Source organism: Mycolicibacterium sp. SMGY-1XX (assembly GCF_059132455.1).
Genome location: NZ_CP101139.1, coordinates 5,725,226 through 5,748,150, shown reverse-complemented (window position 1 = coordinate 5,748,150; position 22,925 = coordinate 5,725,226). Strand labels below are relative to the sequence as shown.

At 67.6% G+C, this 22,925-nt stretch carries 21 protein-coding genes; 16 read left to right on the top strand and 5 right to left on the bottom strand.

Going from position 1 to position 22,925, the window contains the following annotated elements; translation table 11 throughout:
* Window positions 1–12 precede the first annotated feature (12 nt).
* Genes NL241_RS27435 through NL241_RS27390 form a run of 10 tightly spaced genes read left to right on the top strand, consistent with a single transcriptional unit; the run spans window position 13 to window position 11,473 of the window.
* Window positions 13–1,497, top strand: coding sequence for an MCE family protein (locus tag NL241_RS27435; RefSeq protein WP_494395572.1), 1,485 nt, complete (start codon window positions 13–15; stop codon window positions 1,495–1,497).
* Window positions 1,498–1,528: 31 nt separating this feature from the next.
* A complete protein-coding gene (locus tag NL241_RS27430; protein ID WP_487692922.1) occupies window positions 1,529–2,557 on the top strand; it encodes a virulence factor Mce family protein in 1,029 nt (342 codons plus the stop codon).
* On the top strand, window positions 2,554–3,951 hold the full coding sequence (locus NL241_RS27425) for an MCE family protein (RefSeq protein WP_494395571.1): 1,398 nt from the start codon (window positions 2,554–2,556) through the stop codon (window positions 3,949–3,951). The genes NL241_RS27430 and NL241_RS27425 overlap by 4 nt, the downstream gene beginning before the upstream one ends.
* Window positions 3,948–5,291, top strand: coding sequence for an MCE family protein (locus NL241_RS27420; RefSeq protein WP_487692924.1), 1,344 nt, complete (start codon window positions 3,948–3,950; stop codon window positions 5,289–5,291). The genes NL241_RS27425 and NL241_RS27420 overlap by 4 nt, the downstream gene beginning before the upstream one ends.
* Window positions 5,288–6,418, top strand: a complete 1,131-nt coding sequence (locus NL241_RS27415) for a virulence factor Mce family protein (protein ID WP_487692925.1) — start codon at window positions 5,288–5,290, stop codon at window positions 6,416–6,418. Before NL241_RS27420 ends, NL241_RS27415 begins: the two co-directional genes overlap by 4 nt.
* Window positions 6,419–6,420: 2 nt before the next feature.
* A complete protein-coding gene (locus NL241_RS27410) occupies window positions 6,421–7,884 on the top strand; it encodes an MCE family protein (RefSeq protein WP_494395570.1) in 1,464 nt (487 codons plus the stop codon).
* Window positions 7,848–8,597: an Rv1363c family protein gene (locus tag NL241_RS27405; protein ID WP_494395569.1), complete on the top strand. Its 750-nt coding sequence runs from the start codon at window positions 7,848–7,850 to the stop codon at window positions 8,595–8,597. Before NL241_RS27410 ends, NL241_RS27405 begins: the two co-directional genes overlap by 37 nt.
* Window positions 8,594–9,307, top strand: coding sequence for a hypothetical protein (locus NL241_RS27400; protein ID WP_494395568.1), 714 nt, complete (start codon window positions 8,594–8,596; stop codon window positions 9,305–9,307). Before NL241_RS27405 ends, NL241_RS27400 begins: the two co-directional genes overlap by 4 nt.
* Window positions 9,308–9,314: 7 nt before the next feature.
* Entirely contained in the window at window positions 9,315–10,229 is a 915-nt protein-coding gene (locus tag NL241_RS27395) for an alpha/beta fold hydrolase (protein ID WP_494395567.1), read from the top strand.
* Window positions 10,230–10,234: 5 nt separating this feature from the next.
* Complete coding sequence (locus NL241_RS27390) at window positions 10,235–11,473, top strand: WS/DGAT/MGAT family O-acyltransferase (RefSeq protein WP_494395566.1); 1,239 nt, start codon at window positions 10,235–10,237, stop codon at window positions 11,471–11,473.
* Here NL241_RS27390 and NL241_RS27385 read toward each other — a convergent pair.
* Window positions 11,440–12,078, bottom strand: a complete 639-nt coding sequence (locus NL241_RS27385) for a TetR/AcrR family transcriptional regulator (protein ID WP_494398400.1) — start codon at window positions 12,076–12,078, stop codon at window positions 11,440–11,442. The genes NL241_RS27390 and NL241_RS27385 overlap by 34 nt on opposite strands.
* Before the next feature lie 118 nt (window positions 12,079–12,196).
* On the opposite strand from NL241_RS27385, the gene NL241_RS27380 reads away from it, so the two are divergent.
* Window positions 12,197–12,712 (top strand): DoxX family protein, encoded by a 516-nt coding sequence (locus tag NL241_RS27380; RefSeq protein WP_494395565.1) that lies wholly within the window; start codon window positions 12,197–12,199, stop codon window positions 12,710–12,712.
* A 74-nt stretch (window positions 12,713–12,786) separates the two neighbouring features.
* Window positions 12,787–14,511, top strand: a complete 1,725-nt coding sequence (locus NL241_RS27375) for a DUF3556 domain-containing protein (RefSeq protein ID WP_487692932.1) — start codon at window positions 12,787–12,789, stop codon at window positions 14,509–14,511.
* On the opposite strand, the gene NL241_RS27370 is transcribed toward NL241_RS27375, so the two are convergent.
* On the bottom strand, window positions 14,503–15,150 hold the full coding sequence (locus NL241_RS27370; RefSeq protein ID WP_494395564.1) for an SDR family oxidoreductase: 648 nt from the start codon (window positions 15,148–15,150) through the stop codon (window positions 14,503–14,505). The genes NL241_RS27375 and NL241_RS27370 overlap by 9 nt on opposite strands.
* Before the next feature lie 152 nt (window positions 15,151–15,302).
* Between NL241_RS27370 and NL241_RS27365 the strand changes: the two genes are divergently transcribed.
* Together NL241_RS27365 and NL241_RS27360 are read left to right on the top strand one after the other, a co-directional pair.
* Window positions 15,303–16,460: a thiolase family protein gene (locus tag NL241_RS27365; protein WP_487692934.1), complete on the top strand. Its 1,158-nt coding sequence runs from the start codon at window positions 15,303–15,305 to the stop codon at window positions 16,458–16,460.
* The gene (locus NL241_RS27360) at window positions 16,457–17,254 is read left to right on the top strand and encodes a crotonase/enoyl-CoA hydratase family protein (RefSeq protein ID WP_494395563.1); all 798 of its coding nucleotides are present in this window, start codon (window positions 16,457–16,459) and stop codon (window positions 17,252–17,254) included. The genes NL241_RS27365 and NL241_RS27360 overlap by 4 nt, the downstream gene beginning before the upstream one ends.
* 63 nt (window positions 17,255–17,317) lie before the next feature.
* On the opposite strand, the gene NL241_RS27355 is transcribed toward NL241_RS27360, so the two are convergent.
* Window positions 17,318–18,121: a fasciclin domain-containing protein gene (locus NL241_RS27355; RefSeq protein WP_487692936.1), complete on the bottom strand. Its 804-nt coding sequence runs from the start codon at window positions 18,119–18,121 to the stop codon at window positions 17,318–17,320.
* A gap of 199 nt (window positions 18,122–18,320) precedes the next feature.
* Here NL241_RS27355 and NL241_RS27350 point away from each other — a divergent pair, with 199 nt between their 5' ends.
* Window positions 18,321–19,460 (top strand): ABC transporter permease, encoded by a 1,140-nt coding sequence (locus NL241_RS27350; RefSeq protein WP_494395562.1) that lies wholly within the window; start codon window positions 18,321–18,323, stop codon window positions 19,458–19,460.
* 32 nt (window positions 19,461–19,492) lie between these two features.
* Here NL241_RS27350 and NL241_RS27345 read toward each other — a convergent pair whose 3' ends face one another.
* Entirely contained in the window at window positions 19,493–20,764 is a 1,272-nt protein-coding gene (locus NL241_RS27345) for an MFS transporter (RefSeq protein WP_494395561.1), read from the bottom strand.
* Window positions 20,765–20,854: 90 nt separating this feature from the next.
* Between NL241_RS27345 and NL241_RS27340 the strand changes: the two genes are divergently transcribed.
* Complete coding sequence (locus NL241_RS27340; RefSeq protein ID WP_487692939.1) at window positions 20,855–21,811, top strand: GlxA family transcriptional regulator; 957 nt, start codon at window positions 20,855–20,857, stop codon at window positions 21,809–21,811.
* On the opposite strand, the gene NL241_RS27335 is transcribed toward NL241_RS27340, so the two are convergent.
* A complete protein-coding gene (locus NL241_RS27335; protein ID WP_494395560.1) occupies window positions 21,799–22,845 on the bottom strand; it encodes an aldo/keto reductase in 1,047 nt (348 codons plus the stop codon). The two genes, NL241_RS27340 and NL241_RS27335, sit on opposite strands and share 13 nt — an antisense overlap.
* Window positions 22,846–22,925 lie beyond the last annotated feature (80 nt).

Below are 22,925 nucleotides of genomic sequence, written 5' to 3'. Positions count from 1 at the left end.
GCAGGACTCGTCATGGACTTCGCGGAAAAGGAAAAAGGCAAAGGCCTGCACCCCGGATGGTGGACCGCCATCCTGTTGCTGGTCATCGCTGCGTTGGTGTACGGCACGGCCGCCTTGTTCTCCGGGTCGTACAAGACCTACGTTCCGGTGACCCTGACGTCGGACCGCGCCGGTCTGGTGATGGAGAGCGGCGGCAAGGTCAAGATGCGCGGGGTTCAGGTCGGGCGGGTCAGCTCGATCAAGGGTGGCACCGAGCCCGTCAGCCTCAAGCTCGAGATCTTTCCCGACCAGATCCAGCACATCCCGGCCAATGTCGAGGCAGAAATCAGGGCCACCACCGTCTTCGGCGCCAAGTTCGTCGACCTGATCTACCCGGAGAACCCGAGCTCCGACCGCCTGGCCTCAGGTGCTGTGGTGAAATCCCGCAATGTGACCACCGAGGTAAACACGGTGTTCCAGAACCTGGTCGGAGTGCTCGATCAGGTGGACCCGATGAAGCTCAACGCGGTGATCTCCGCGCTGGCCGAAGGTGTCCGCGGCCAGGGGGAGCGCATCGGGCAGGCCACCACCGACTTCAATCAGGTGCTGCTGGCGCTGAACCCGCGCAGTGAGACCATCCGCGCCGATTGGCAGGCGCTGAAAGGCTTCAGCGACGCCTACAGCGGGGCCGCGCAGGACATCTTGGCCACCTTGAGCGCCGCCTCCACCACCAGCACCACCATCGTGGAGAACTCCAAACCGCTGGATGCCTTGCTGCTCAACGTGATCGGGCTGTCCAACAGCGGTATTGCCCTGTTGGCTCCCAACCAGGAGAACCTGATCAAGGGCATCAACAACCTGGAGCCCACCACCAACCTGCTGATGAAGTACAACCCCGAGTACACCTGCATGCTGGTGGGCGCAAAGTGGTTGCTGGACAACGGTGCCTACGACGCCACCGGCGGCAACGGCAAGTCCTTCATCGTCGACGGCGGCGCGCTGCTGGGTGACGACCAGTACCGTTACCCGGACCACCTGCCGATCATCGGCGCCAAGGGCGGCCCCGGCGGCCAGCCGGGCTGCGGCTCGCTGCCCATCCCGGACAAGAACTGGCCGGTGCGGGCGCTGGTCACCAACACCGGCTGGGGTACCGGCGTGGACATCCGGCCGAACCCGGGTATCGGGTTCCCCGGCTACGCCAACTATCTGCCGGTCACCCGCGGTGTTCCCGAACCTCCGAGTGTGCGCAACCTGTTCGGTGGTCCCGCCCCGGGACCGAACGCCGGAAACCCGCCGAAGGTCATCCCGGAACCGGGCGACTACCCCTACGGCGCGCCGATGTACGCCCCCGACGGCACCCCGCTGTGGAACAACCTGCCGCCCGCGCCGCCGCCGATGGATGCGCGGGAGCCGGGGCCGACACCGGGATCGGAGCCGTTCTTCGTGCCGAACCCGGGGCAGACGCCCACCCCGCTGCCCCCGACGCCGGTGCCCAACCCGGCCACACCGGGCCCCTGATCATCACGACGTCAACGAGAGGTAAGCGGAAGTGAAAGACAACCTGGGAGGCGCCATCTGGCGTTTGGGTATCTTCCTGGTGGTCTGCTTGCTGGGGATGTTCTCGCTGTTCGCGGTGTTCGGTCAGTTGCGGTTCGACAAGGAGCAGACCTACCGGGCCGAGTTCAGCAATGTGACGGGCCTGGAGCCCGACGACTTCGTGCGTATCGCCGGTGTCGAGGTGGGCAAGGTGAAGAACCTGTCGATCCGCGACGACTCCACGGTGTTGGTGGAGTTCAGCGCCCAGGATTCGGTGGTGCTGACCGAAGGCAGCCGCGCCGTCATCCGGTACGACGACCTGATCGGCGGCCGCTACCTGCAACTGGTCGAAGGTGCCGGCGGCACAAGGAAACTGAACCCCGGCGACACCATCCCGCTGGCACAGACCGAGCCTGCGCTGGACCTCGATGCGCTGATCGGCGGCTTCCGCCCACTGTTCCAGGCGCTCAACGCCGAGCAGGTCAATGCGCTGACCGGTCAGCTGATCAGCGCTCTGCAAGGCCAGGGCGCCACCATCGGGTCGTTCCTGTCGCAGACCGCGTCGCTGACCAACACCCTGGCCGACCGCGACCAGCTGATCGGCGAGGTGATCGTCAACCTCAACACGGTGCTGGGTTCCCTTGCCGGGCAGAGTGATCAGTTCGGAAAGGCCGTCACGGCGCTGTCCGAACTGGTGCAGGGCCTCGCTGAGCGCAAAGACGACATCGCCACCGGACTGGCCTACACCAACGAGGCCGCCGGCTCCATCACCGCACTGCTTTCCGAAGCGCGGCCGCCGTTGCAGAAGGTCGTCACTGAAACCGATCGCAGCGCAAGCATCGTGCTGGCCGATCACGATTATTTCGACAACCTGCTCAACACGCTGCCCGACGCCTACCAGATCCTGAACCGCCAGGGCATGTACGGCGATTTCTTCAGCTTCTACCTGTGCGATATCGCGCTCAAGCTCAACGGCAAGGGAGGCCAGCCGGTGTACGTCAAGGTGGCCGGCCAGAGCACGGGGAGGTGCGCACCGCGATGAAACCCTTCGCTGAACGCAACTCCTTCGTCATCGGTCTGGTCGGTATTGTCGGCATCGTCGCGATCGTGCTGCTGGCGCTGAACTACAAGAAGCTCCCGCTGATCAACTCCTCGACGTCGTACTCGGCGTATTTCGCCGAAACCGGCGGGCTGGACAGCGGTTCACCCGTACAGGTGTCGGGCCTGCAGGTCGGTCAGGTCACCGGTGTCGAACTCGACGGCGCCCAGGTGCTGATCACCTTCAGCGTCAACGACGGTGTGCGCCTTGGTGATCGGGCCGAAGCCGCGATCAAGACCAAGAGCCTTCTGGGCGCGAAGTTCCTGGAGGTCACCCCCCGCGGTGACGGACAGCTCGACGGGCCCATCCCGACCGACCGCACCACCCCGCCGTATGAACTGCCCGACGCGCTCGGGGATCTCACCACCACCATCAGCGGCCTGAACACCGACCAGCTGTCGGACTCGCTGCGGGTGCTCTCGGAGACCTTTTCCCAGACCCCGCCGGACCTGCGGATCGCGGTCGAAGGTGTGGCGCGGTTCTCCGAGACGCTCAACGAACGCGACGCGCAACTGCGGGAACTGCTGGGCAACGCCAACAAGTCCACCGCCGTGCTGGCCGAGCGCAGCGATCAGGTGGTGTCGCTGATCGCCAACACCAACGCACTGCTGGCCGAGTTGCAGACCCAGAGCAGCGCTCTGGATCAGATCTCGAACAACATCTCGGCCGTGAGCCAGCAGTTGGTGGGTTTCATCAACGAGAACCGGTCCACCATGAAGCCGGCACTGGACAAGCTCAACGGTGTGCTGGCCACCATCGAGAACCGCAAGGATCGGGTGGCGAAGTCGATCAACATGTTGTCGACGTATGCGATGGCGCTCGGTGAATCGGTGGCCTCGGGGCCGTTCTTCAAGTCCTACATCAGCAACCTCATCCCCGGTCAGTTCTCCCAGCCGTTCATCGATGCGGCGTTCTCCGATCTGGGCCTGGACCCGAATGTGTTGCTGCCCACCGAACTCACCGATCCTCAGATCGGTCAGCCGGGCACCCCCGCGCTGCCGATGCCGTTCCCGCGCACTGGCCAGGGTGGCGACCCGCGCCTGAACCTGCCCGACGCGATCACCGGTAACCCCGGAGATCAGGGCTGCGGTCCGCCCGGCATCCCGCTGCCCGGCCCCACCGGCTGCTATCCCTACCGCGATCCGGGCCCCGCGCCCGCACCCGGCGGCCCCCCGCCGGGCCCGCCCGCGGCCGCACCGCCCGGCGTCGCGACCGCACCCGCACCGTCGGTGGCGCCGGTCGCGGTTCCGGCCCCGGGCCAAACGCCGCCGGTGACTCAGACTCTCGGCCCCGCGCCGGGACCCGTTGATCCCGCGAACCCGGGAGGTGGACAGTGACGCTCTCCCGGAACACCAAGCTCGGGGTCGGCATCGTGCTGGTGCTGATCCTCGTCGCCGGCGTCGCGGTGCTGCTGCGCCCCGGTGGCCCGGCCAACCGCACCAACGTCGTCGGTTACTTCGCCAACAGCAACGGCATCTTCGTCGGCGACGACGTGAAGATCCTCGGGGTGTCGGTGGGCAAGATCGACAAGATCGAACCGGAGCCGCAGCGGGTCAAGATCTCGTTCTGGTACGACAGCAAGCACAAGGTGCCCGCCGACGCGAAGGCCGCGATCCTGTCACCGGCACTGGTCACGGGTCGCGCCATCCAGCTGACCCCGGCCTACACCACTGGACCCGTGATGGAATCCGACGCGGTGATCCCGGAGGACCGCACGGCTGTGCCGGTGGAGTACGACTCGTTCCGCCAGCAGCTGCAGCGGCTGACCGACACGTTGGAGCCCACCGAACCGGGCGGAGTGAGCACGCTGGGTTCGGCCATCAACACCGCCGCGGACAACCTCCGCGGCCAGGGCGCCAACATTCGCGACACCGTCATCAAGCTGTCGCAAGCCTTTTCGGCGCTCGGTGATCACAGCACCGACATCTTCTCGACCGTCAAGAACCTGTCGATCCTGGTGGCCGCGCTGCAGGAAAGCACCAACCTGATGCGCCAGCTCAACCAGAACCTCGCCGACGTCACTGGCCTGCTGGCCGACGACCCCGACGAGATTTCCTCGGCAGTACGGGATTTGAACGTCGCCGTCGGTGAGGTGCAGACCTTCGTCGCGGAGAACCGGGAGACCCTGGGAACCACGTCGGACAAACTGGCGGCCGTCACGAGCATCCTCAACGACAACCTCGACGACGTGGAGCAGCTCCTGCACGTCGCGCCCAACACATTGCAGAACTACATCAACATCTATCAGCCGGCGCAGGGCGCGGCCACCAGCGTGTTGGCCATCAACAACTTCTCCAACCCGATCTCGTTCCTGTGCGGCGCCATCCAGGCGGCGTCTCGGCTGGGTGCCGAGCAGTCGTCGAAGCTGTGCGTGCAGTACCTGGCGCCGATCGTCAAGAACCGGCAGTACAACTTCCTGCCGATCGGGCAGAACCTGTTCGTCGGTACCCAGGCCCGCCCCAACGAGGTGACCTGGAGTGAGGACTGGATGCGCCCGGATTACATTCCTCCCCGGCCGCCGGCCCCACCGGCACCGCCCGCCCCGGTGTCCCCGCTTCCCGCGGAAGCCGTTGCGCCACCTCCGGCAGCGCCGACTTCACCTCTTGCTGCTGAAGCGGTGCCGACCAATCCCGCCGACGGCCTGCAGGGGCTGATGGTTCCGGGAGGTGGACAGTGATCAGGCGTCTGACGAGTGCCGGTCTGGCTGCCGCAGCTGCACTGACTCTCAGCGGCTGCGGCGACTGGCAGGGGCTGAACTCGTTGCCGCTGCCCGGAACCGAAGGTGCCGGGCCCGGGGCGTTCACCATCACCGCGCAGATGCCCGATGTGGACAACATCGAACAGAACTCGCGGGTGCGGGTGGGCGACGTCACCGTGGGCAATGTCAGCAAGATCGAACGGCAGGACTGGCATGCCCTGGTGACCATGACCCTCAACGGTGACGTCGAACTGCCCGCCAACGCGACGGCGACCGTGGGCCAGACCAGCCTGCTGGGCTCGCTGCACATCGAGCTGGCGCCACCGAAAGACGAAGCCCCGCAAGGACGCCTGGGTGAGGGCTCGGTGATCCCGCTGTCGTCGTCGGGGGCCTACCCGACCACCGAGCAGACGCTGGCGGCGGTGTCGCTGATCCTCAACGGCGGCGGTATCGCGCAGGTCCAGGACATCACCGCAGAGCTCAGCACCGCCTTCACCGGCCGCGAAGGTGACCTGCGCTCGCTGATCCAGCAGCTGGACTACTTCATCCAGTACAACAACGACCAGAAGAACGACATCATCGCCGCGGCGGAGAGCCTCAACAATCTGGTGGGGCAGATCGCCGAGCAGAAACCCGTTGTCGACGAGGCGCTGCGCACCATCCCGGACGCGCTCGACGTGCTCAAGGATCAGCGTGAGCAGCTGTCGGAGGCACTGGTGCAACTCGGCAAGTTCAGCGCCTTCGCGGCGAACTCGGTGAACCAGACCCGGGAAGCGCTGGTGCAGGAGCTCAAAGACCTTGGGCCCGTGCTGCAGTCACTTGCCGATGCCGGTCCGGCGCTGACCCGGGCCTTGAGCTTCTTCCCGACCTTCCCGTGGCCGAAGGAAACGCTGCACAACTGGATGCGGGGCGACTACGGCAACCTGAGTCTGGTGTTCGACCTGACGCTGAGCCGCCTCGACGCCGGCATCTTCACCGGAACGCGGTGGGAGGGTGACCTCACCGAGCTCGAACTGCAGTGGGGCCGCACCATCGGCCAGCTGCCGAGCCCGTACACCCGCGCGAATCCACTGGTCGCTCCGTACCGCTGGGATCAGGGGCCGTAGACATGCATCTGAGTAAAAAGATCCTGACGCAGCTGGCGATCTTCGTCCTGATCGCCGTGATCGCCGGTGCGGTGATGATCTTCAACTTCATCAACCTGCCCGCGATGCTGTTCGGTGTCGGCGAGTACCGGGTCACCATCCAGCTGCCCGAGGCCGGCGGAATCTACCAGCGCGGCAACGTCACCTACCGTGGCACCGAGGTCGGCCGGATCGAGGACGTGCGGCTGACCGACGATGGTGTCGAAGCCACCCTGGTGTTGCGCTCGAATCAGAGCATCCCCGCCAACCTGGACGCCGAGGTGCACAGCCAGTCGGCGGTGGGCGAGCAGTTCATCGCGCTGCTGCCGCGCAGCGGGGATGGGCCCACCCTGCAGGACGGCGATGTGATCCCGATGGATCGCACCACTGTTCCGACCGACGTCAACACCTTGCTGGATGCGACAAATCGTGGGCTGCAAGCAATTCCGGGCGACAACCTCAAGACCGCGGTGGACGAGGCCTATATCGCGATCGGTGGTCTGGGCCCGGAGATCCAACGGTTCGTCAAGGGTTCGACCGCGTTGGCCATCGACAGCCGGGCCAATCTCAACGAGCTGACCACCCTGATCGACCAGTCCAAACCCGTGCTGGATTCGCAGACGGACACCGGTGATTCGATCCAGGCGTGGGCTTCGCACCTGGCCACCATCAGCGGCGAGCTACGCGACCAGGATGCTGCGGTCGAAGGCGTGATCACGCGGGGTTCACCCGCAGCCGACGAGGTGCGCGCGCTTCTCGACCGGTTCCAGCCGACGCTGCCGGTACTGCTGGCCAACCTGGTCAGCGTCGGCGAGGTGGCGATCACCTATCAGCCGAACCTCGAGCAGCTGCTGGTGCTGCTGCCGCAGGGGACCGCGGTGACCTCCGCGACCGGCGTCGCCAACCGGCACACCAAGCAGGACTACAAGGGCGCCTACCTGAGCTTCAACTTGAACCTCAACCTGCCGCCACCATGCACCACGGGGTTCCTGCCCGCCCAGCAGCAGCGTCCGCCCGCCGCGGTGGATGCTCCGGACCGGGTGGCGGGCAACCTGTACTGCCGGATCCCGCAGGACTCCTCGTTCAACGTGCGCGGGGCGCGCAACATCCCGTGTGTGACGGTGCCGGGCAAACGTGCGTCGTCGGTGCGCGAATGCGAGAGCGACGAGGTGTACGCCCCGCTGAACCCGGGCTTCAACTGGAAGGGCGACCCGAACGCCACCAATTCGGGGCAAGCCGTTCCCGACATTCCGCCCGGCATGCCACCTGCGGAAGCGGCACCACCGCCCGCCCCGCCGCTGCCGCCGATCGCGGCCGCTGAATACGACCCGACCACCGGCACGTACGTTGGACCAGACGGGCATGTGTACAAGCAAGCCGATTTGGCCCGTGGTGCCGCAGAGGAGCAAACATGGCAGACGATGCTGCTGCCCCCGAAGGGAAGCTGAGCGGGAACGACCCCGACCTCACAGCTGATCCCGAGGGGGCGACGGAATCGCCTCGAGAAGCCGACCAGGACGACACACCGACCGCGGTGCAGGACGCGCAGACCGACTCCGCAGCGCCGGAGGATTCTGCCGTGTCGGAGGATTCCGCTGTGTCGGAGGATGGGGTGTCGGATACCGAGGACCCCGAAGACGAGGAACTCGCCGAGGAGCCCGCGCCGGCCAAGGAGCCGATGTCGCCGCTGAAGCTGGCGACGCTCATCGGTGTGGTGGTGGTGCTCGTGTTGGGTGGCACTGTGGGCTGGCTCGGGTACCGCGCGTTGGACTCCCGTGAGACCGCCGAGCAGCGCAGCGTGTTCCTGCAGGTGGGGCGGCAGGCCGCGCTGAATCTGACCACCATCGATTTCGCCACCGTCGATGCCGATGTACAGCGCATCCTGGACTCGGCCACCGATTCGTTCTACGACGACTTCTCCGCGCGGACGCAGCCGTTCGTGGACGTGGTGCGGCAGGCTCAGTCGAAGTCCGTCGGTGAAGTCACGTCGGCGGGATTGGAATCCGAGGACGCCACCGGCGCGCAGGTGCTGGTCGCGATCACGGTGCGGACCTCGAATGCCGGTGCCCCCGAACAGGAACCACGCGCCTGGCGGATGCGCATCAGCGTCAAGCAGGTCGGTGAGGAGACAAAGGTGTCCAACGTGGAGTTCGTCCCGTGACCGCCGATGACAAGACCCGGGAAGCGGACGACACCGTTGTTGATGACACCGCTGTTGATGACACCGTTGTTGATGACACCGCTGTTGATGACGCGGTGTCCGAGGCTTCTGAATCCGACGCCACGGCCGAGGAGGCCACCGAGGGCTCCGCACCGGACGAGGCGGACGGATCCGACACAGAGACCACCGATTCGGCTGCGGAACCGGACTCCGACAACAAGGCGGGCATCAACTGGGCGCGGGTGTTCGCCTTCGGCATCCTGCCCGCGCTGGCGCTGCTCCTGGGTGCCGGGGCCGGTTTCCTGAAATGGCAGGACTCGTCGGTGCGGGACACCGACGCGGTGCGAATCGAGTCCGTGCAACTCGCCAAGGACGCCACCGTCAGGCTGTTGTCCTACAAGCCGGACACCGTCGAGCAGGATCTCGGCTCGGCTCGTGAACTGCTCACCGGTGAGTTCCGCGATTCCTACACCCAGCTCATCAACGACGTCGTGATCCCCGGGTCCAAGGAACGTCAGATCTCCGCAGTGGCCACCGTTCCCGCCGCCGCGTCGGTCTCCGCGGAGCCGAACAAGGCCGTGGTGCTGGTGTTCGTCAACCAGACCGTGGTGGTGGGCACCGACGCGCCCACCGGCACCACGTCCAGCGTTCAGGTCACCATGGACCGGGTGGGGGATCGCTGGTTGATCTCCGAATTCGATCCCGTCTGAGCCGGCCGTGACCGCTGATCCCCAGTGGACCGATATCGCGGGGTCCGAGGTGAGCCTGAAGGCGCTCACCTGGGCCGCCGACGAGCGTGACCGGCCGCTTGCATTGTGTCTGCACGGTTTTCCCGATACCGCCTTCGGGTGGCGCAAGGTGGCGCCGCTGCTGGTGGCCGCGGGCTACCGGGTGGTCGCGCCCATGATGCGGGGCTACGCTCCCTCGGGTTTCCCGGTGGACGGCAGTTACCACGTCGGGGCGTTGATGGATGACGCGCTGCGGGTGCGCGAGACGGTCGGGGGAGGCGATCACGATCTGCTGATCGGCCATGACTGGGGAGCGATAGCCGCGGCGGGGCTGACGGCCATGCCGGCGAGCCCGTTCAGCAAGGCGGTGATCATGTCGGTGCCGATGGCCGCGGCGTTCCGGCCGTGGGGCGGTGTCCCGCACCCGCTGCGGCTGGCTGCCCAACTACCCCGTCAGCTCGTACGCAGCTGGTACATCATGTACTTCCAGTTGCCGTGGGCACCCGACCGTTCGGCGAAATGGGTGACGCCACGCCTGTGGCGGCAGTGGTCACCCGGCTACGACGCCGCCGAGGATCTGCAGCACGTGTCCGCCGCGATCGGCGCACCCGAACACTGGCGTGCGGCGCTGGGGCCCTACCGTGCGACGGTGCGCAATTCTGCTCCGCCGCAACGGTTTGCCGAACTCCACCAACACTGGTTGTCGGCGCCGCTGCTGCCGACGCTGTACCTGCACGGCGCCGACGACGGCTGTGCGTCGGCCGAATACACCGAGTGGGTCAGGCGGGTCCTGCCGGACGGCGGGCGCGCCGAGATCGTCCCCGGCGCCGGGCATTTCCTGCAGCTCGAGCAGCCCGGCCAGGTGGCCGAGCTGATCGCCGGATTCGCGCCCGTCGCATCCTGAGTACGGTGGTCATCCGGCTCGCCGCCGCCGACGCCCAGACCTATTGGCTGTCGGCGAAGATCCCCAGCGACCAGTTGCTGCTGTACGCCTTCGACGGTGCACCCGCCATCGAACCGGTGGTGGTACAGCTGCGTCGCCGTGCCGCGATGTGCCACGATCTGCGGCTGCGGATCGTCGACGATTGTGTTGCGGCGTACCCGGCGTGGGCGTACGCCCCGGTGCGGCCCGCCCAGTTCGTGGTCCATGACGGGCGCAACTGGGCGAGCTGCCTGGACGCGGTGGCCGGGCTTGCCGACCAGCCGCTGGATGCGACCGAGGTGACGTGGCGGGTGCATGTGTTCACCCCGGTCGCCGATGTCCCGGATGCGTCCGGCCCGGCAACGGTTGCGGTAGTGCAGGTCTCGCATGCCCTGGCCGACGGTACCCGCGCCGCCGACCTCGCCGGCTGGCTGTTCGGCCGGTCTGTGCCGGTGACGCCGGTGGTCGCTGCCCGCCCGGGCAGCCTGGTGCTGCGTTCGGTGGCCGCAGCGCGTGCGCACCGTCACTTGGTCCGCGACACCGCCGCAGGTGTGCTGCCCGCGGCTCCACCGCCGCGGCCGGAGGCGTTGACCAACTCCGCGCCCGCCGGGCGGCGTCGGGTGCGCACGCTGCTTCGGCCTCGCGCGGCGCTGGGCGGTCCCACCGTCACCGTCGCGGTGCTCGCGGCGATCAGCGAGGCGCTGGACGGGCACCTCGCCGAGCGCGGACAGGACATTCCCCGGCTCGGCGCGGAAGTGCCGGTGGCCCACGGTGGGATTCGGTTCGCGCACAACCACTTCGGCAACGTCGGGGTGGGCCTGTATCCGGAACTCGCCAGCGCAGCGCGGACCGACCGCATTGCCGCGGATCTGGCGGCGGGCCGCGCCCGTGGTGACCATCCGGCCGCGGTGGCGGCCCGGCGTTCCTTCGCGGCCGTGCCGGCCCCGCTGCTCAGGTGGGGTGTGCGCCAGTTCGACGAAACCGTCCGCTCACCCGTGGTGACCGGTCACACCGTGGTGACGAGTGTCAACCGGGGGGCCGCCGACTTGCACTTCGGTTCAGCGCCCGTCCTGTTCACCGCCGGCTACCCGCTGCTCTCTCCGATGATGGCACTGGTGCACGGGGTGCACGGAATCGGTGCCACGGTGGCGATCAGCGTTCACGCCGCCGAAACCGCCGGTGACATCGACGACTACGTGGCCCGGCTGGACCGCGCGCTGGGCTGACTTCCGCGCAACGCCGCGATCCCCGCGTCGAGGGCGTCCTCCAGATAGCGCAGATCGCCGGTGGCCATCAGCACCCCGACCCCACCCTGGATGCCGGCCAGCAGCGCTCGGGCCGTGGCGTCGGCGTCCACCCGTGCGGGCACCTTGCCCGTCGACTGCATGGCCCGGATACCGGAGGCGATCTCGCCGTGCCAGCGTCCCATCAGCGCTGTTGTCACCGCCTGCGCCCCGGGGGTGGTCCGGCCGATCTCCGACATCAGCACCGACAGCGGGCAGTTCTGGCCCTGGCGGCGGTACCGGTCGACCACCACGTCGCGCCAGCGTGTCCACGCCGCCCAGGACGTCAGTTCACCCAGGTAGGGCTGCTGGTCGGAGATCACCTGGCGGGCCTCGTGCTCGGCCACCGCCAGCAGCAGCTCTTCCTTTCCGGCCGGAAAGTAGTGGAACAGCTGGCTTTTCGAGGTCCGGGTGCGGGCGCGGATATCGTCGAGGGTGGTGGCGGCCACGCCGTTGGCGCGGATCTCCTCGGCAGCGCCGGTGATGATGCGCTGCCGGGTGGCCAGCCCCTTCTTGGTCAGGCCGAGTTGGTGGACCTGCGGGTCCAGTTCCCACGGCCGGCTGTCCGGGCTCATGGGCGCACACAGTACGCGGAACGCCCGGCGGCGAGGCGGATCGGTCGAGGGGGTCGAGCAGCGGCGTGACAGATGGCCTACATTCTGTTACGTGACTGCCTACGACTTCGCACTGCTTGTCCTCCGGGTCGTACTCGGACTGACGATGGCTGCACACGGTTACAACAAGTTCTTCGGCGGCGGGCGGATCCCCGGAACCGCGGGGTGGTTCGACAGCATCGGGATGAAACCGGGCATGTTCCACGCCCGGGTCGCGGCCACCACCGAGATGGCCGCGGGCATCGGTCTGGCCCTGGGGCTGCTGACTCCGGTGCCGGCCGCGGGCTTCGTGGCTTTGATGCTGGTGGCCGCCTGGACGGTGCACCGCAAGAACGGGTTCTTCATCGTCAAAGAGGGCTGGGAGTACAACCTGGTTCTGGCTGTCACGGCGGTGGCGATCGCCGGTACCGGCGCCGGCAAGCTCAGCCTGGACTACCTGCTGTTCTCTCATACCGCGGTGTGGGATGTGGTGCAGGGCTGGTGGGGCCTGCTGATCGCGGTGGTGCTGGGGCTCGGCGGCGGTATCGGCCAGCTGGCGATCTTCTACCGCCCGCCGGTGAAGTCCTAGAAATCCGTCCGCGGATCGCATGATTTTGGGTGTGCTCGCCCACGGGAACTAGAACACGTTCTAGTCTGAGCTCCATGGGATTTCTGAAGCAGACCACGCCGGAAATCGACTTCGCGGAATGGAGCAAGGGCACCCGCGCCGAACGGATCAAGCCGATGGCCCGGCACTGGGCCGAAGTCGGCTTCGGCACCCCGGTGGCGCTGCACCTGTTCTACGTTCTCAAGATCCTCGCCTACATCCTGGGTGCGTGGCTGGTGGTCCTGACCACCCGCGGTGTCGACGGATTCTTCAACGTCGCCGAATGGTTCAACGAGCCCATCGTGTTCCAGAAGGTGGTGCTCTACACCATGCTGTTCGAGGTCGTCGGCCTCGGCTGCGGATTCGGCCCACTCAACAACCGGTTCTTCCCGCCGATGGGTTCGGCCCTGTACTGGCTGCGGCCCGGCACCATCCGGCTGCCGCCGTGGCCCGACCGGATTCCGCTCACCCGGGGTGACGCCCGCACCCCGTTCGATGCCGCCGTCTACGGCGCGCTGCTGGTGGTGCTGCTGATCGCCCTGTTCTCCGACGGCGTGGGCCCCGGTGTCGGGGTGCTGCCCGCCTGGCAGCTGTGGGCCGTGCTCGGGCTGCTCGCACTCATCGGCCTGCGCGACAAGGTGATCTTCCTGGCCGCGCGCGGCGAGGTGTACGGATCGCTGGCGGTGGCGTGCCTGTTCGCCAGCCACAGCGTGGTCGACATGATCATCGCCGCCAAGCTGGTGTGTCTGGTGATCTGGCTCGGAGCGGCCACCTCGAAACTCAACAAGCACTTCCCGTTCGTCATCTCCACGATGATGAGCAACAACCCGGTGTTCCGGTCGCCGGCGATCAAGCGCAAGTTCTTCGAACACTTCCCCGACGATCTGCGGCCGGGGCGGCGCTCGCGTTTCCTGGCGCATTTCTCGACGGCCGTCGAGGGTCTGGTGCCGCTGGTGCTGTTCTTCTCCCATGGTGGCTGGGCAGGCGCCGTCGCGGCGTTCATCATGCTGTGCTTCCACTTCGGCATCCTCAGCTCGATCCCCATGGGCGTGCCGCTGGAATGGAACGTCTTCATGATGTTCTCGGTGGTCGCACTGTTCCTCGGCCACCCCGGTGTCGGCCTCGCCGACCTGCAGAGCCCGCTGCCGATCCTGCTGTTCGTGGTGGTCGCCGGCACCGTGGTGCTCGGAAACCTGTTCCCGCGCAAAGTGTCTTTCCTGCCCGGGATGCGGTACTACGCGGGCAACTGGGACACCTCACTGTGGTGCATCAAGCCGTCAGCCGATGCCAAGATCGCCGAAGGCATCGTCGCGATCGCGAGCATGCCCGCGGCGCAGCTCGAAAAGTTCTACGGAAGCAAGGAAGCCGCGCAGATCCCGATGTACATGGGGTACGCGTTCCGGTCGTTCAACACCCATGGCCGGGCGCTGTTCACGCTCGCGCACCGGGCGATGGCCGGGCACAACGAGGACGACTACACCCTGACCGACGGTGAGCGCATCGTGTCCACGGCCATCGGCTGGAACTTCGGCGACGGCCACATGAGCAACGAGCAGCTGGTCGCCGCCCTGCAGAAGCGCTGCCACTTCGAACCCGGTGAGGTGCGCATCGTCATGCTCGACGCTCAGCCCATCCACCGGCAGACCCAGCAGTACCGGCTCGTCGACGCCGCCACGGGCGAATTCGAGCGCGGCTACGTCGAGGTCGCCGACATGGTGACCCGTCAACCGTGGGACGACACCGTTCCGGTGCACGTCACCCGCAGCGACTCCCTAGCGTGAAATGGCCTCGGCGATGGGGGTGTCACCGTTGTTGAACTCGATGGTGCGCCCGATCGTCGAATCCTGTGCCAGCACTGCGGCGGCCACCGCGGCGACATCGGCCCGGGACACCTTCCCGTCGGCTGCCTCCGGGCCGACGGTGATGCGCCCGGTGGGCTCGTCGAGTGTCAGCCCACCGGGGCCCAGGATGGTCCAGTCCAGGCCGCTGGCCTTGAGGTACTCATCGGCGGCCGCTTTGGCCTGGGCGTACGCATAGAACGAGTTGTCCTCGGGGACACCGTGATCGGGGCCGGCGCCGAAGTAGGACACCATCACGAATCGGCGCACACCGGCCTGCTTGGCCGCGTCGATCACGCGGATGGCGGCGTCGCGGTCGACGGCGTAGGTGCGCGCCGGGTTGCCACCGCCTGCGCCGGCGGAGAACACCACCGCATCATGGCCCACCAGCAGGCCGGCCAGTGTCTCGGTGTCGGAGTTCTCGATGTCGGCGACGACGGGGTCGGCGCCGGTGGCCGCCACGTCGCCGGTGTGGTCGGCATTGCGGAAGATCGACGACACCTGCTGCCCGTCGGCACTCAGCGTGCGGGCCAGGTGCAGGGCGACCTTGCCGTGGCCCCCGACGATGGCGATGCGAGACATGTTCCTCCTAGTTCGGTTTCGCGGTGCAACTCGACCTCGCGGGTGAGAAATTCCGACCCACTCGTTCCAAGTACCCACAGATGGTGTTATGAACGACGTAGGCAACCAACTAACCGGTTGGGAGTTCGGAACGAGATCTGGAGGAGAGGTTCATGGCTGAAGCCGTGATTGTCGAGGCAGTGCGGTCCCCAGTCGGCAAGCGCAACGGCGGTCTGTCGGGTGTGCACCCGGGTGAGCTGTCGGCGCAGGTCCTCAACGGGTTGGCGGAGCGCGCCGGCATCGATCCCGAGATCGTCGACGACGTGATCTGGGGCTGCGTCATGCAGGCCGGCGAGCAGGCCCTCGACATCGCCCGGACCGCGGTACTGGCCGCAGGTTGGCCGGAGACGGTGCCCGGCGTGACCGTCGACCGCCAGTGCGGGTCCAGCCAGCAGTCGGTGCACTTCGCCGCCGCCGGCGTGATCGCGGGGCACTACGACGTCGTGGTCGCCGGCGGTGTCGAATCGATGTCGCGCACCCCCATGGGCTCGTCGCTGGCCAACGGCGGACACCCCTACCCCGAGGCGTTCCGTAGCCGCTACAGCCAGACCCCGAACCAGGGCATCGGTGCCGAGATGATCGCCCAGCAGTGGGGCCTCGACCGCACCACACTCGACCAGTTCTCCCTCGGCTCGCATGAAAAAGCCGCGGCCGCACAAGATTCCGGCGCATTCGACGACCAGATCGTCGGCATCAAGACCAAGGACGCCGACGGCAACGACGTCGCCATCACCAAGGATGAAGGTATCCGCCGCGGTGGGTCGGTGGAGAAGCTGGCCGGGATCAAGCCGGCGTTCAAGGAGGACGGCGTGATCCACGCCGGCAACTCCTCACAGATCTCCGACGGCTCGGCGGCCCTGCTGTTCATGTCCGCGGAAAAGGCACAGTCGTTGGGACTCAAGCCGATTGCGAAGGTACACACCGCGGTGCTGGCCGGCGCCGACCCGGTGATCATGCTGACCGCGCCCATCCCGGCGACGCAGAAAGCGCTCAAGCGTTCGGGACTCTCGCTGGACGACATCGGCGTCTTCGAGGTCAACGAGGCGTTCGCCCCGGTTCCGCTGGCCTGGCTCAAGGACATCGGCGCCGACGAGAAGAAGCTGAACCCCAACGGTGGCGCCATCGCGCTGGGCCACCCGCTCGGCGGATCCGGCGCCCGCATCATGACCACGATGCTGTACCACATGCGGGACAAGGGAATTCAGTACGGATTGCAGACCATGTGTGAAGGTGGCGGACAGGCCAACGCGACCATCCTCGAACTGCTGTGACCGAGGTGCAGGCACCCGCCGCTCTCACCGAAAGGCGGGGCAACGTCCTGATCATCACCCTCAACCGGCCCGAGGCACGTAACGCCATCAACGCGGCGGTCAGCACCGCGGTGGGTGATGCGCTGGCCGCGGCGCAGGCCGACCCGGAAGTACGGGTGGTGGTGATCACCGGAGCCGGCGACAAGTCCTTCTGCGCCGGTGCCGATCTCAAGGCGATCTCGCGGCGGGAGAACCTCTACCACCCCGAGCATCCGGAATACGGATTCGCCGGCTACGTCAGCCATTTCATCGACAAGCCGACCATCGCCGCCGTCAACGGTACGGCGCTGGGCGGCGGCACCGAACTGGCGCTGGCCAGTGATCTGGTGGTGGCCGAGGAGCGGGCGAAGTTCGGGCTGCCGGAGGTCAAGCGGGGCCTGATCGCCGCCGCGGGCGGGGTGTTCCGGATCGTCGATCAGCTGCCGCGCAAGGTGGGCCTCGAGCTGATCCTCACCGGGGAGCCCATGTCCGCCGCGGACGCACTGAAGTGGGGCCTGATCAATCAGGTGGTGCCCGAAGGCACCGTGGTGGACGCCGCCGTGGCCTTGGCCGAACGGATCGCGGGCAACGCACCGCTGGCGGTGCAGGCCAGCAAGCGGGTGGCCTACGGCGTCGACGACGGTGTGGTCACCGGCGAGAAGGACGGCTGGGCGCGGACCACCAAGGAGATGGTGGGCGTGTTCCGCTCCGAGGACGCCAAGGAAGGGCCGCTGGCGTTCGCCGAGAAACGCCCGCCGGTCTGGAAGGCCCGCTAGCCAAACACGAAAACGGGCGTTTGGGCGCGCAATCTGCGCCCAAACGCCCGTTTTCGGCGTTGATCAGGCGGGGGCCGCGGGCGCGACCGTCGTCGGGGTGACGGACGGGATCTCGGCGGGCAGACCCTCGCTCGGGGCGGCCGGCTCGGTGGTCTCCGACGGCGCTGTCGTTGACGTCGACGTGGTGGTCTCCGACGTGCTGGTGGGCGACGTGGTGGTGGTCGCGGTGCCCGGCAGCGCTTCGGCCGGGTTCAGCACGGTGTCGATCATGTAGATCTTGGCGCTCTGGGCGGTGATGCCGCCGCAGACCACCTTGGCCACGTCGTCGACCTTGATGTCGCCGCCGCTGCCGGTGATGGTGAGCTGCGCACCCTGCTGCGAGGTCAGCTTGCCCTCGATGTTGCTCGGGCCCAGGTAGCCCAGCGCCATGTGGTAGTACAGCACGCTGGTCAGCTGCTCGGGGTTGGCCTTGAGGGTCTCGAGCTCGCCCGGCTCCAGCTTCGCGAACGCGTCGTTGGTGGGGGCGAAGACGTTGTAGGGGCCGTTGTCCAGCACACCCACCAGGTTGACGGCGGGATTGACCTGGCCGGAGATGGCCTGGCTGAAGGTGCTGAGCTCGGGGATCGAGGCGATGGCCGCCGAAGCCGTCAAGCCCGAGGTGGAGGCGAACGACCCGGAGGTCTGCGACTCCTTGTAGGTACCGCACTCCGGGCCCTGCGGCTCGGGGACCTCGCCGGTCTGCACCGGTACCGGGGGCGGGGTGGGCAGGGGCGTCGGCTCTGCGAACGCGTTCACCGCGGTCGGGATGGACAGGGCGATGGCAGCAACAGCTGCGGCAACGCCGTAGGTCTTGGTGCGAGTCGTCACGTTGATTAGGGCTCCTCTCGCCTCTTCACGTCTCCGGGCCTTTGTCGTTCGATCTCAGTCGGCCGTTACGCACAGAAGCTGTGTCTTATCCGGTCGGCGAGACGCGACGGAGGCGCATCAAGCCAGGTCAGATCGTAAACTTTGCCTGACAGCCGCTCAAAAGAGGCTGGTCAGCGCCAGCGTGGTCCAGGATGTCGGGGTGAGCGCGAACGCAGGTGAGGCCGTCGATGAACTGCGGGAACTGGCGCAGCTGCTCGGCCGGATCGACACGGCCGCAGCCGCCGCGCCGTGGTCGGCGGACGGCGAGCTGGAACGCCTGGCCGCCGCGGCCCGAAGGGAGTTGGCGGCCGCGCCCGCAGCCGACATCGCCGCGGTGGGCGCCTCGCCCGCCTGGCGGGACCGCGCTCGGCAACACGCACGTTTGGCCCAGCTGACCCGCGAGCCGGCACCGCCGCGGTACGCCGGGCCCGACGCCGTCCTGGCCGTCGGTCTGGCGCGCACAGCGCTGGCCGAAGCAGTGCTGGCGGTGTCGCGGGCCCAGCGGCTCAGCGACAGCACGGAGGCGCCCGCCCGCCGGCACGTGGTGGCCGGCCTGGGCGCCCGCGTGTGTTCGTTGGCGCCCCGGGTGCTCGACGAGGTGCGCCACATCTGGACCGGCAGACCCCGCTCGATTCTGCTGCGGTTGGTCATCACACTGGCGGTCGCCCTGTCGCTGGTGGTGTTCTACCACTTCACCGGACTGACCCGGTACGACGACGCCGGCCGGCTCACGCTGTATCTGTTCTCCGCGGTGGTGGGCAGCGTGGTGTGCACCAATGCACTGTGTTTCGAAGCGCGGCGGGTGCGCGGCCAGCTTGCGGCCGGTGAACGACTGTGGCGCATCCTGATCGTGAAGAACCTGGCGATGGCGGTGATGGTCACTGTCGCGGCGCTGCCGGTGATCGTGTTCCTGACGATCGCCGACGAGGGAAACCCGGTGGCGCTGGTCGATCAGTTGATCACCATGGTCTTCCTCTGGCTGGGCGTGGGCAATGTGCTGTCGGTGGTGTATCCGCTTCGCCACGAACCGATTTCGGCCCGCCTGCACGACGGCACCTGGAAGCCGTTCCTGCTGTCGTTCGCGGTGTCCTACGGTGTCGGGCTGACGGTCAACCTGATGATCTACTGGCGACTGTGGGCCAAGCAGAAAGCCTCGGCGGAGATGACCGGAGGTACCTGGGCGGCGTTCGCCGTGGTGCTGATCAGCGCCGTCTCGATGTGGATTCTGCTGACGGTGTTCGCGGTCGCCTGCAGTCGTGAACCCCGGCTGCGACGGGTGCTGTCGCGGGAGATGATCTGAGCGATTTCGGCGCGCTCGTAACCGCTCAGCGGTTACGAGCGCGCCGAAATCACAGAGTCGGACTTGCGCACCGCCAGGCACATCAGCGCCGCCACCACGCACAGCCCGGCGGCGAGGTAGAACGCCAGGTCATAGGTGCCCTGCAGATCGCGGATCCACCCGGCGCCGGCCGCCGCGACCGCCGCGCCCAGCTGATGCGAGGCGAACACCCAGCCGAACACGATGGGCGCCTTGGTGCCGAAGTAGTTGCGGCACAACGCGATTGTCGGCGGCACGGTGGCCACCCAGTCCAGGCCGTAGAAGATGATGAACACCCAGGTGCCGGCCTCGGCATGCGGTGACAGCAGGGCGGGTAACGCCACCAGGGACAGCCCGCGCCCGGTGTAGTAGATGACCAGCAGTACCCGCGGATCCACCCGGTCGGTGAGCCAGCCGGAGAACACCGTGCCCGCCACATCCAGGACACCGACCACGGCCAGCAGTCCGGCAGCCACTGTGGTGGGCATACCGTGATCGTTGGCGGCCGGGATGAAATGGGTGCCGATCAGCCCGTTGGTGGTCATGCCGCAGATCGCGAAACTGCCTGCCAGCAACCAGAATGCGGGTACGCGGGCGCCCAGCACCAGCCCGGAGAAGGCGGCGCCGAAGCTCGAACCCGGTGGTTTCGGTACCTCCACGGTGTCGGTGGCGCCGTAGGGGAGCAACCCTTTGTCCTGCGGCCAGTTCCGCATGAACACCAGCACCAGCGGCACCACCGCCAGTGCCGCTGCGGCCACCAGCAGCGACGCCCACCGCCAGCTGTGGTGCGTGGTCACCGCCGCGACGACGGGCAGGAAGATCAGCTGACCCGTGGCGCTGGCGGCCGTCAGCACGCCGGTGACCAGACCGCGCTGCGCGTCGAACCAGCGGGTGGCGACGGTCGCCACGAAACCCATCGAGATCGCCCCGGTGCCCGTGCCGACCAGCACGCCCCACAACAGGACCAGCTGCCAGCTCGCCGTCATCGTCACGCTCAGCGCGCTGCCCGTGGCGATCAGCCCCAGTGCCGCCGTCAGCACCGGGCGCACCCCGAACCGGTCCATCAGGGCTGCGGCGAACGGGGCCGTCAACCCGAACAGGGTCATGTTCACCGACATCGCCAGCCCGACCACGCCGTGCGACCAGCCGAACTCGTGGTGCAGCGGGTTCATCATCACGCCGGGGACGGAGCGGAAGCCGGCGGCGCCCAGCAGGGCGACGAAGCTGACGGCGGCCACCACCCACGCCCAGTGCAGGCGGGTCTGCTCGGTGCGAACAAGGGTCACCGATCGACTATCGCGGACCCGCCGCCGCTGGGCTAGTGGCAAGAATGCCGATATTCGTCAAAAACACGCCAAACGGGGCACACTGGTTTCATGCACCGCGTTGCCGTCCTGCTGCTCGAGCCGGTCATCGGCTTTGATGCCGCGATCGCGCCGACGTTGTTCGGTGCCGCCACCGACGCCGACGGCAACCCGCTCTACGAGGTGGTGACCTGCGGTATCACCGCCGAGGCGGTCCCGTCCACCCACGGGTTCGCGATGGTGCCGCAGGCCGGCGCCGAAGCGCTGGCCACCGCGGACACCGTGGTGATTCCCGGCACCCGATACCGGCCTGCCCGCGCCGACGGTGTCCTCGGCCCCGACGTCGCGGCCGCATTGGCGTCGGTGCGGCCCGGCACCAGAATGGTCTCCATCTGCACCGGCGCCTTTGTCTTGGCCGCCGCGGGTCTGCTCGACGACCGCCCGGCCACCACCCACTGGCAGCACGCGGACACCCTGAGGGCGCTGCATCCTCGGGTGCGGCTGGACGAGAACGTGCTGTTCATCGACGACGGTGACCTGCTCACCTCGGCAGGCCTGGCCGCGGGCGTCGACCTGTGCCTGCACCTGATCCGCCGCGATCACGGCGCCCAGGTGGCCAATACCGTCGCGCGTTACTGCGTGGTGCCGCCGTGGCGCGAAGGCGGCCAGGCGCAGTTCATCGACCGGCACCTACCCCCGCAGGACACTGCGTCCACCGCGGTCGCCCGTACCTGGGCCACGCAGAACCTCGACCAGCCCCTGAGTATCGAGCAGTTGGCGCGGCACGCCGGGATGAGCCCGCGGACCTTCATCCGGCGTTTCCGCGAGGAGACAGGGGAGTCGCCGGGAGCCTGGGTGCGCGCCCGGCGGGTGGATCGGGCCCGCGAACTCCTCGAGCAACGGGATCTGCCGGTCGACGAGATCGCCCGTCTGGCCGGGTTGGGCACCGGCGCCAATCTGCGCCACCACCTGCGGCGCGGGCTGGGGATGTCACCCTCGAGCTACCGCAAGGTATTTCAGGGGCGCTGAGAAAGCAGCGGCGGGTTGATCCGCGCGAACCCCTCCTGGCGGAAGTACGGGAAATACGGATAGGGCGCCTCGCGCTCGCTGATCGCGTCCAGGCGCGCCACCTGCTCGTCGTCGAGTCGCCACCCCGTGGCCCCGAGATTGTCGACGAGTTGCTGATGCGTGCGTGCGCCGATGATGACCGAGGCGACGGTCGGCCGGCGCAGTAGCCAGTTGAGCGCGATCTGCGGTACCGATCGGCCTGTTTCGGCGGCGATGGCATCGAGCACGTCCACGACGGCGAACAGCAGGTCCTCGTCGACGGGTGGGCCGGCGCCGGCGGTCTTGTGCAGCCGGCTGACGCCGGGCAGTGTGGCGCCGCGTCGGATCCGGCCGGTCAGCCGGCCCCAGCCCAGTGGGCTCCACACCAGTGCACCGACGCCTTCGTCCCGGCCGATGGGCATCAGCTCCCATTCGTAATCACGACCTATCAGCGAGTAGTACACCTGGTGGGCGATGTACCGGTTGCGATGGGCGGCGTCGGCGTAGGCCAGTGATTTCGCGAGCTGGCCGCCACTGAAATTGGACACCCCGGTATAGCGGATCTTGCCTTGGGCCACCAGAACGTCGAGCGTGTCGATGACCTCGTCGATCGGGGTGTGGGCGTCGTAACCGTGCAGCTGGAACAGGTCGATCCGGTCGGTGCGCAGCCGGCGCAGCGCGTTGTCGACAGCGCTGATGAGCCGGGCGCGCGACGTGCCCCAGTCGCCGGGGCGGTCTCCGACCGGCAGGGCGGCCTTGGTGGAGATCAGCGCCCGGTCGCGACGGCCCTGCAGTGCCGCACCCAGCACCTGCTCCGAGGCGCCGTCGGAGTAGACGTCGGCGGTGTCGAAGAGGGTGATTCCGGCGTCGAGGCAGACGTCGACCATACGGCGCGCCTCGTCAACCCCCGTGGCGCCCCACTCGCTGAAGAAATCGCCGGATCCGCCGAATGTTGCTGCGCCGAAACTCAATTCGGACACCATGAGCCCTGACCTGCCGACATACCCGTATTCCACCTGACACTCCTTAATGAGACTGAATTCCCATTAGTGACGGTAGCACGGATATGGCGCTAACGAGACCGAGTTCCCATTAG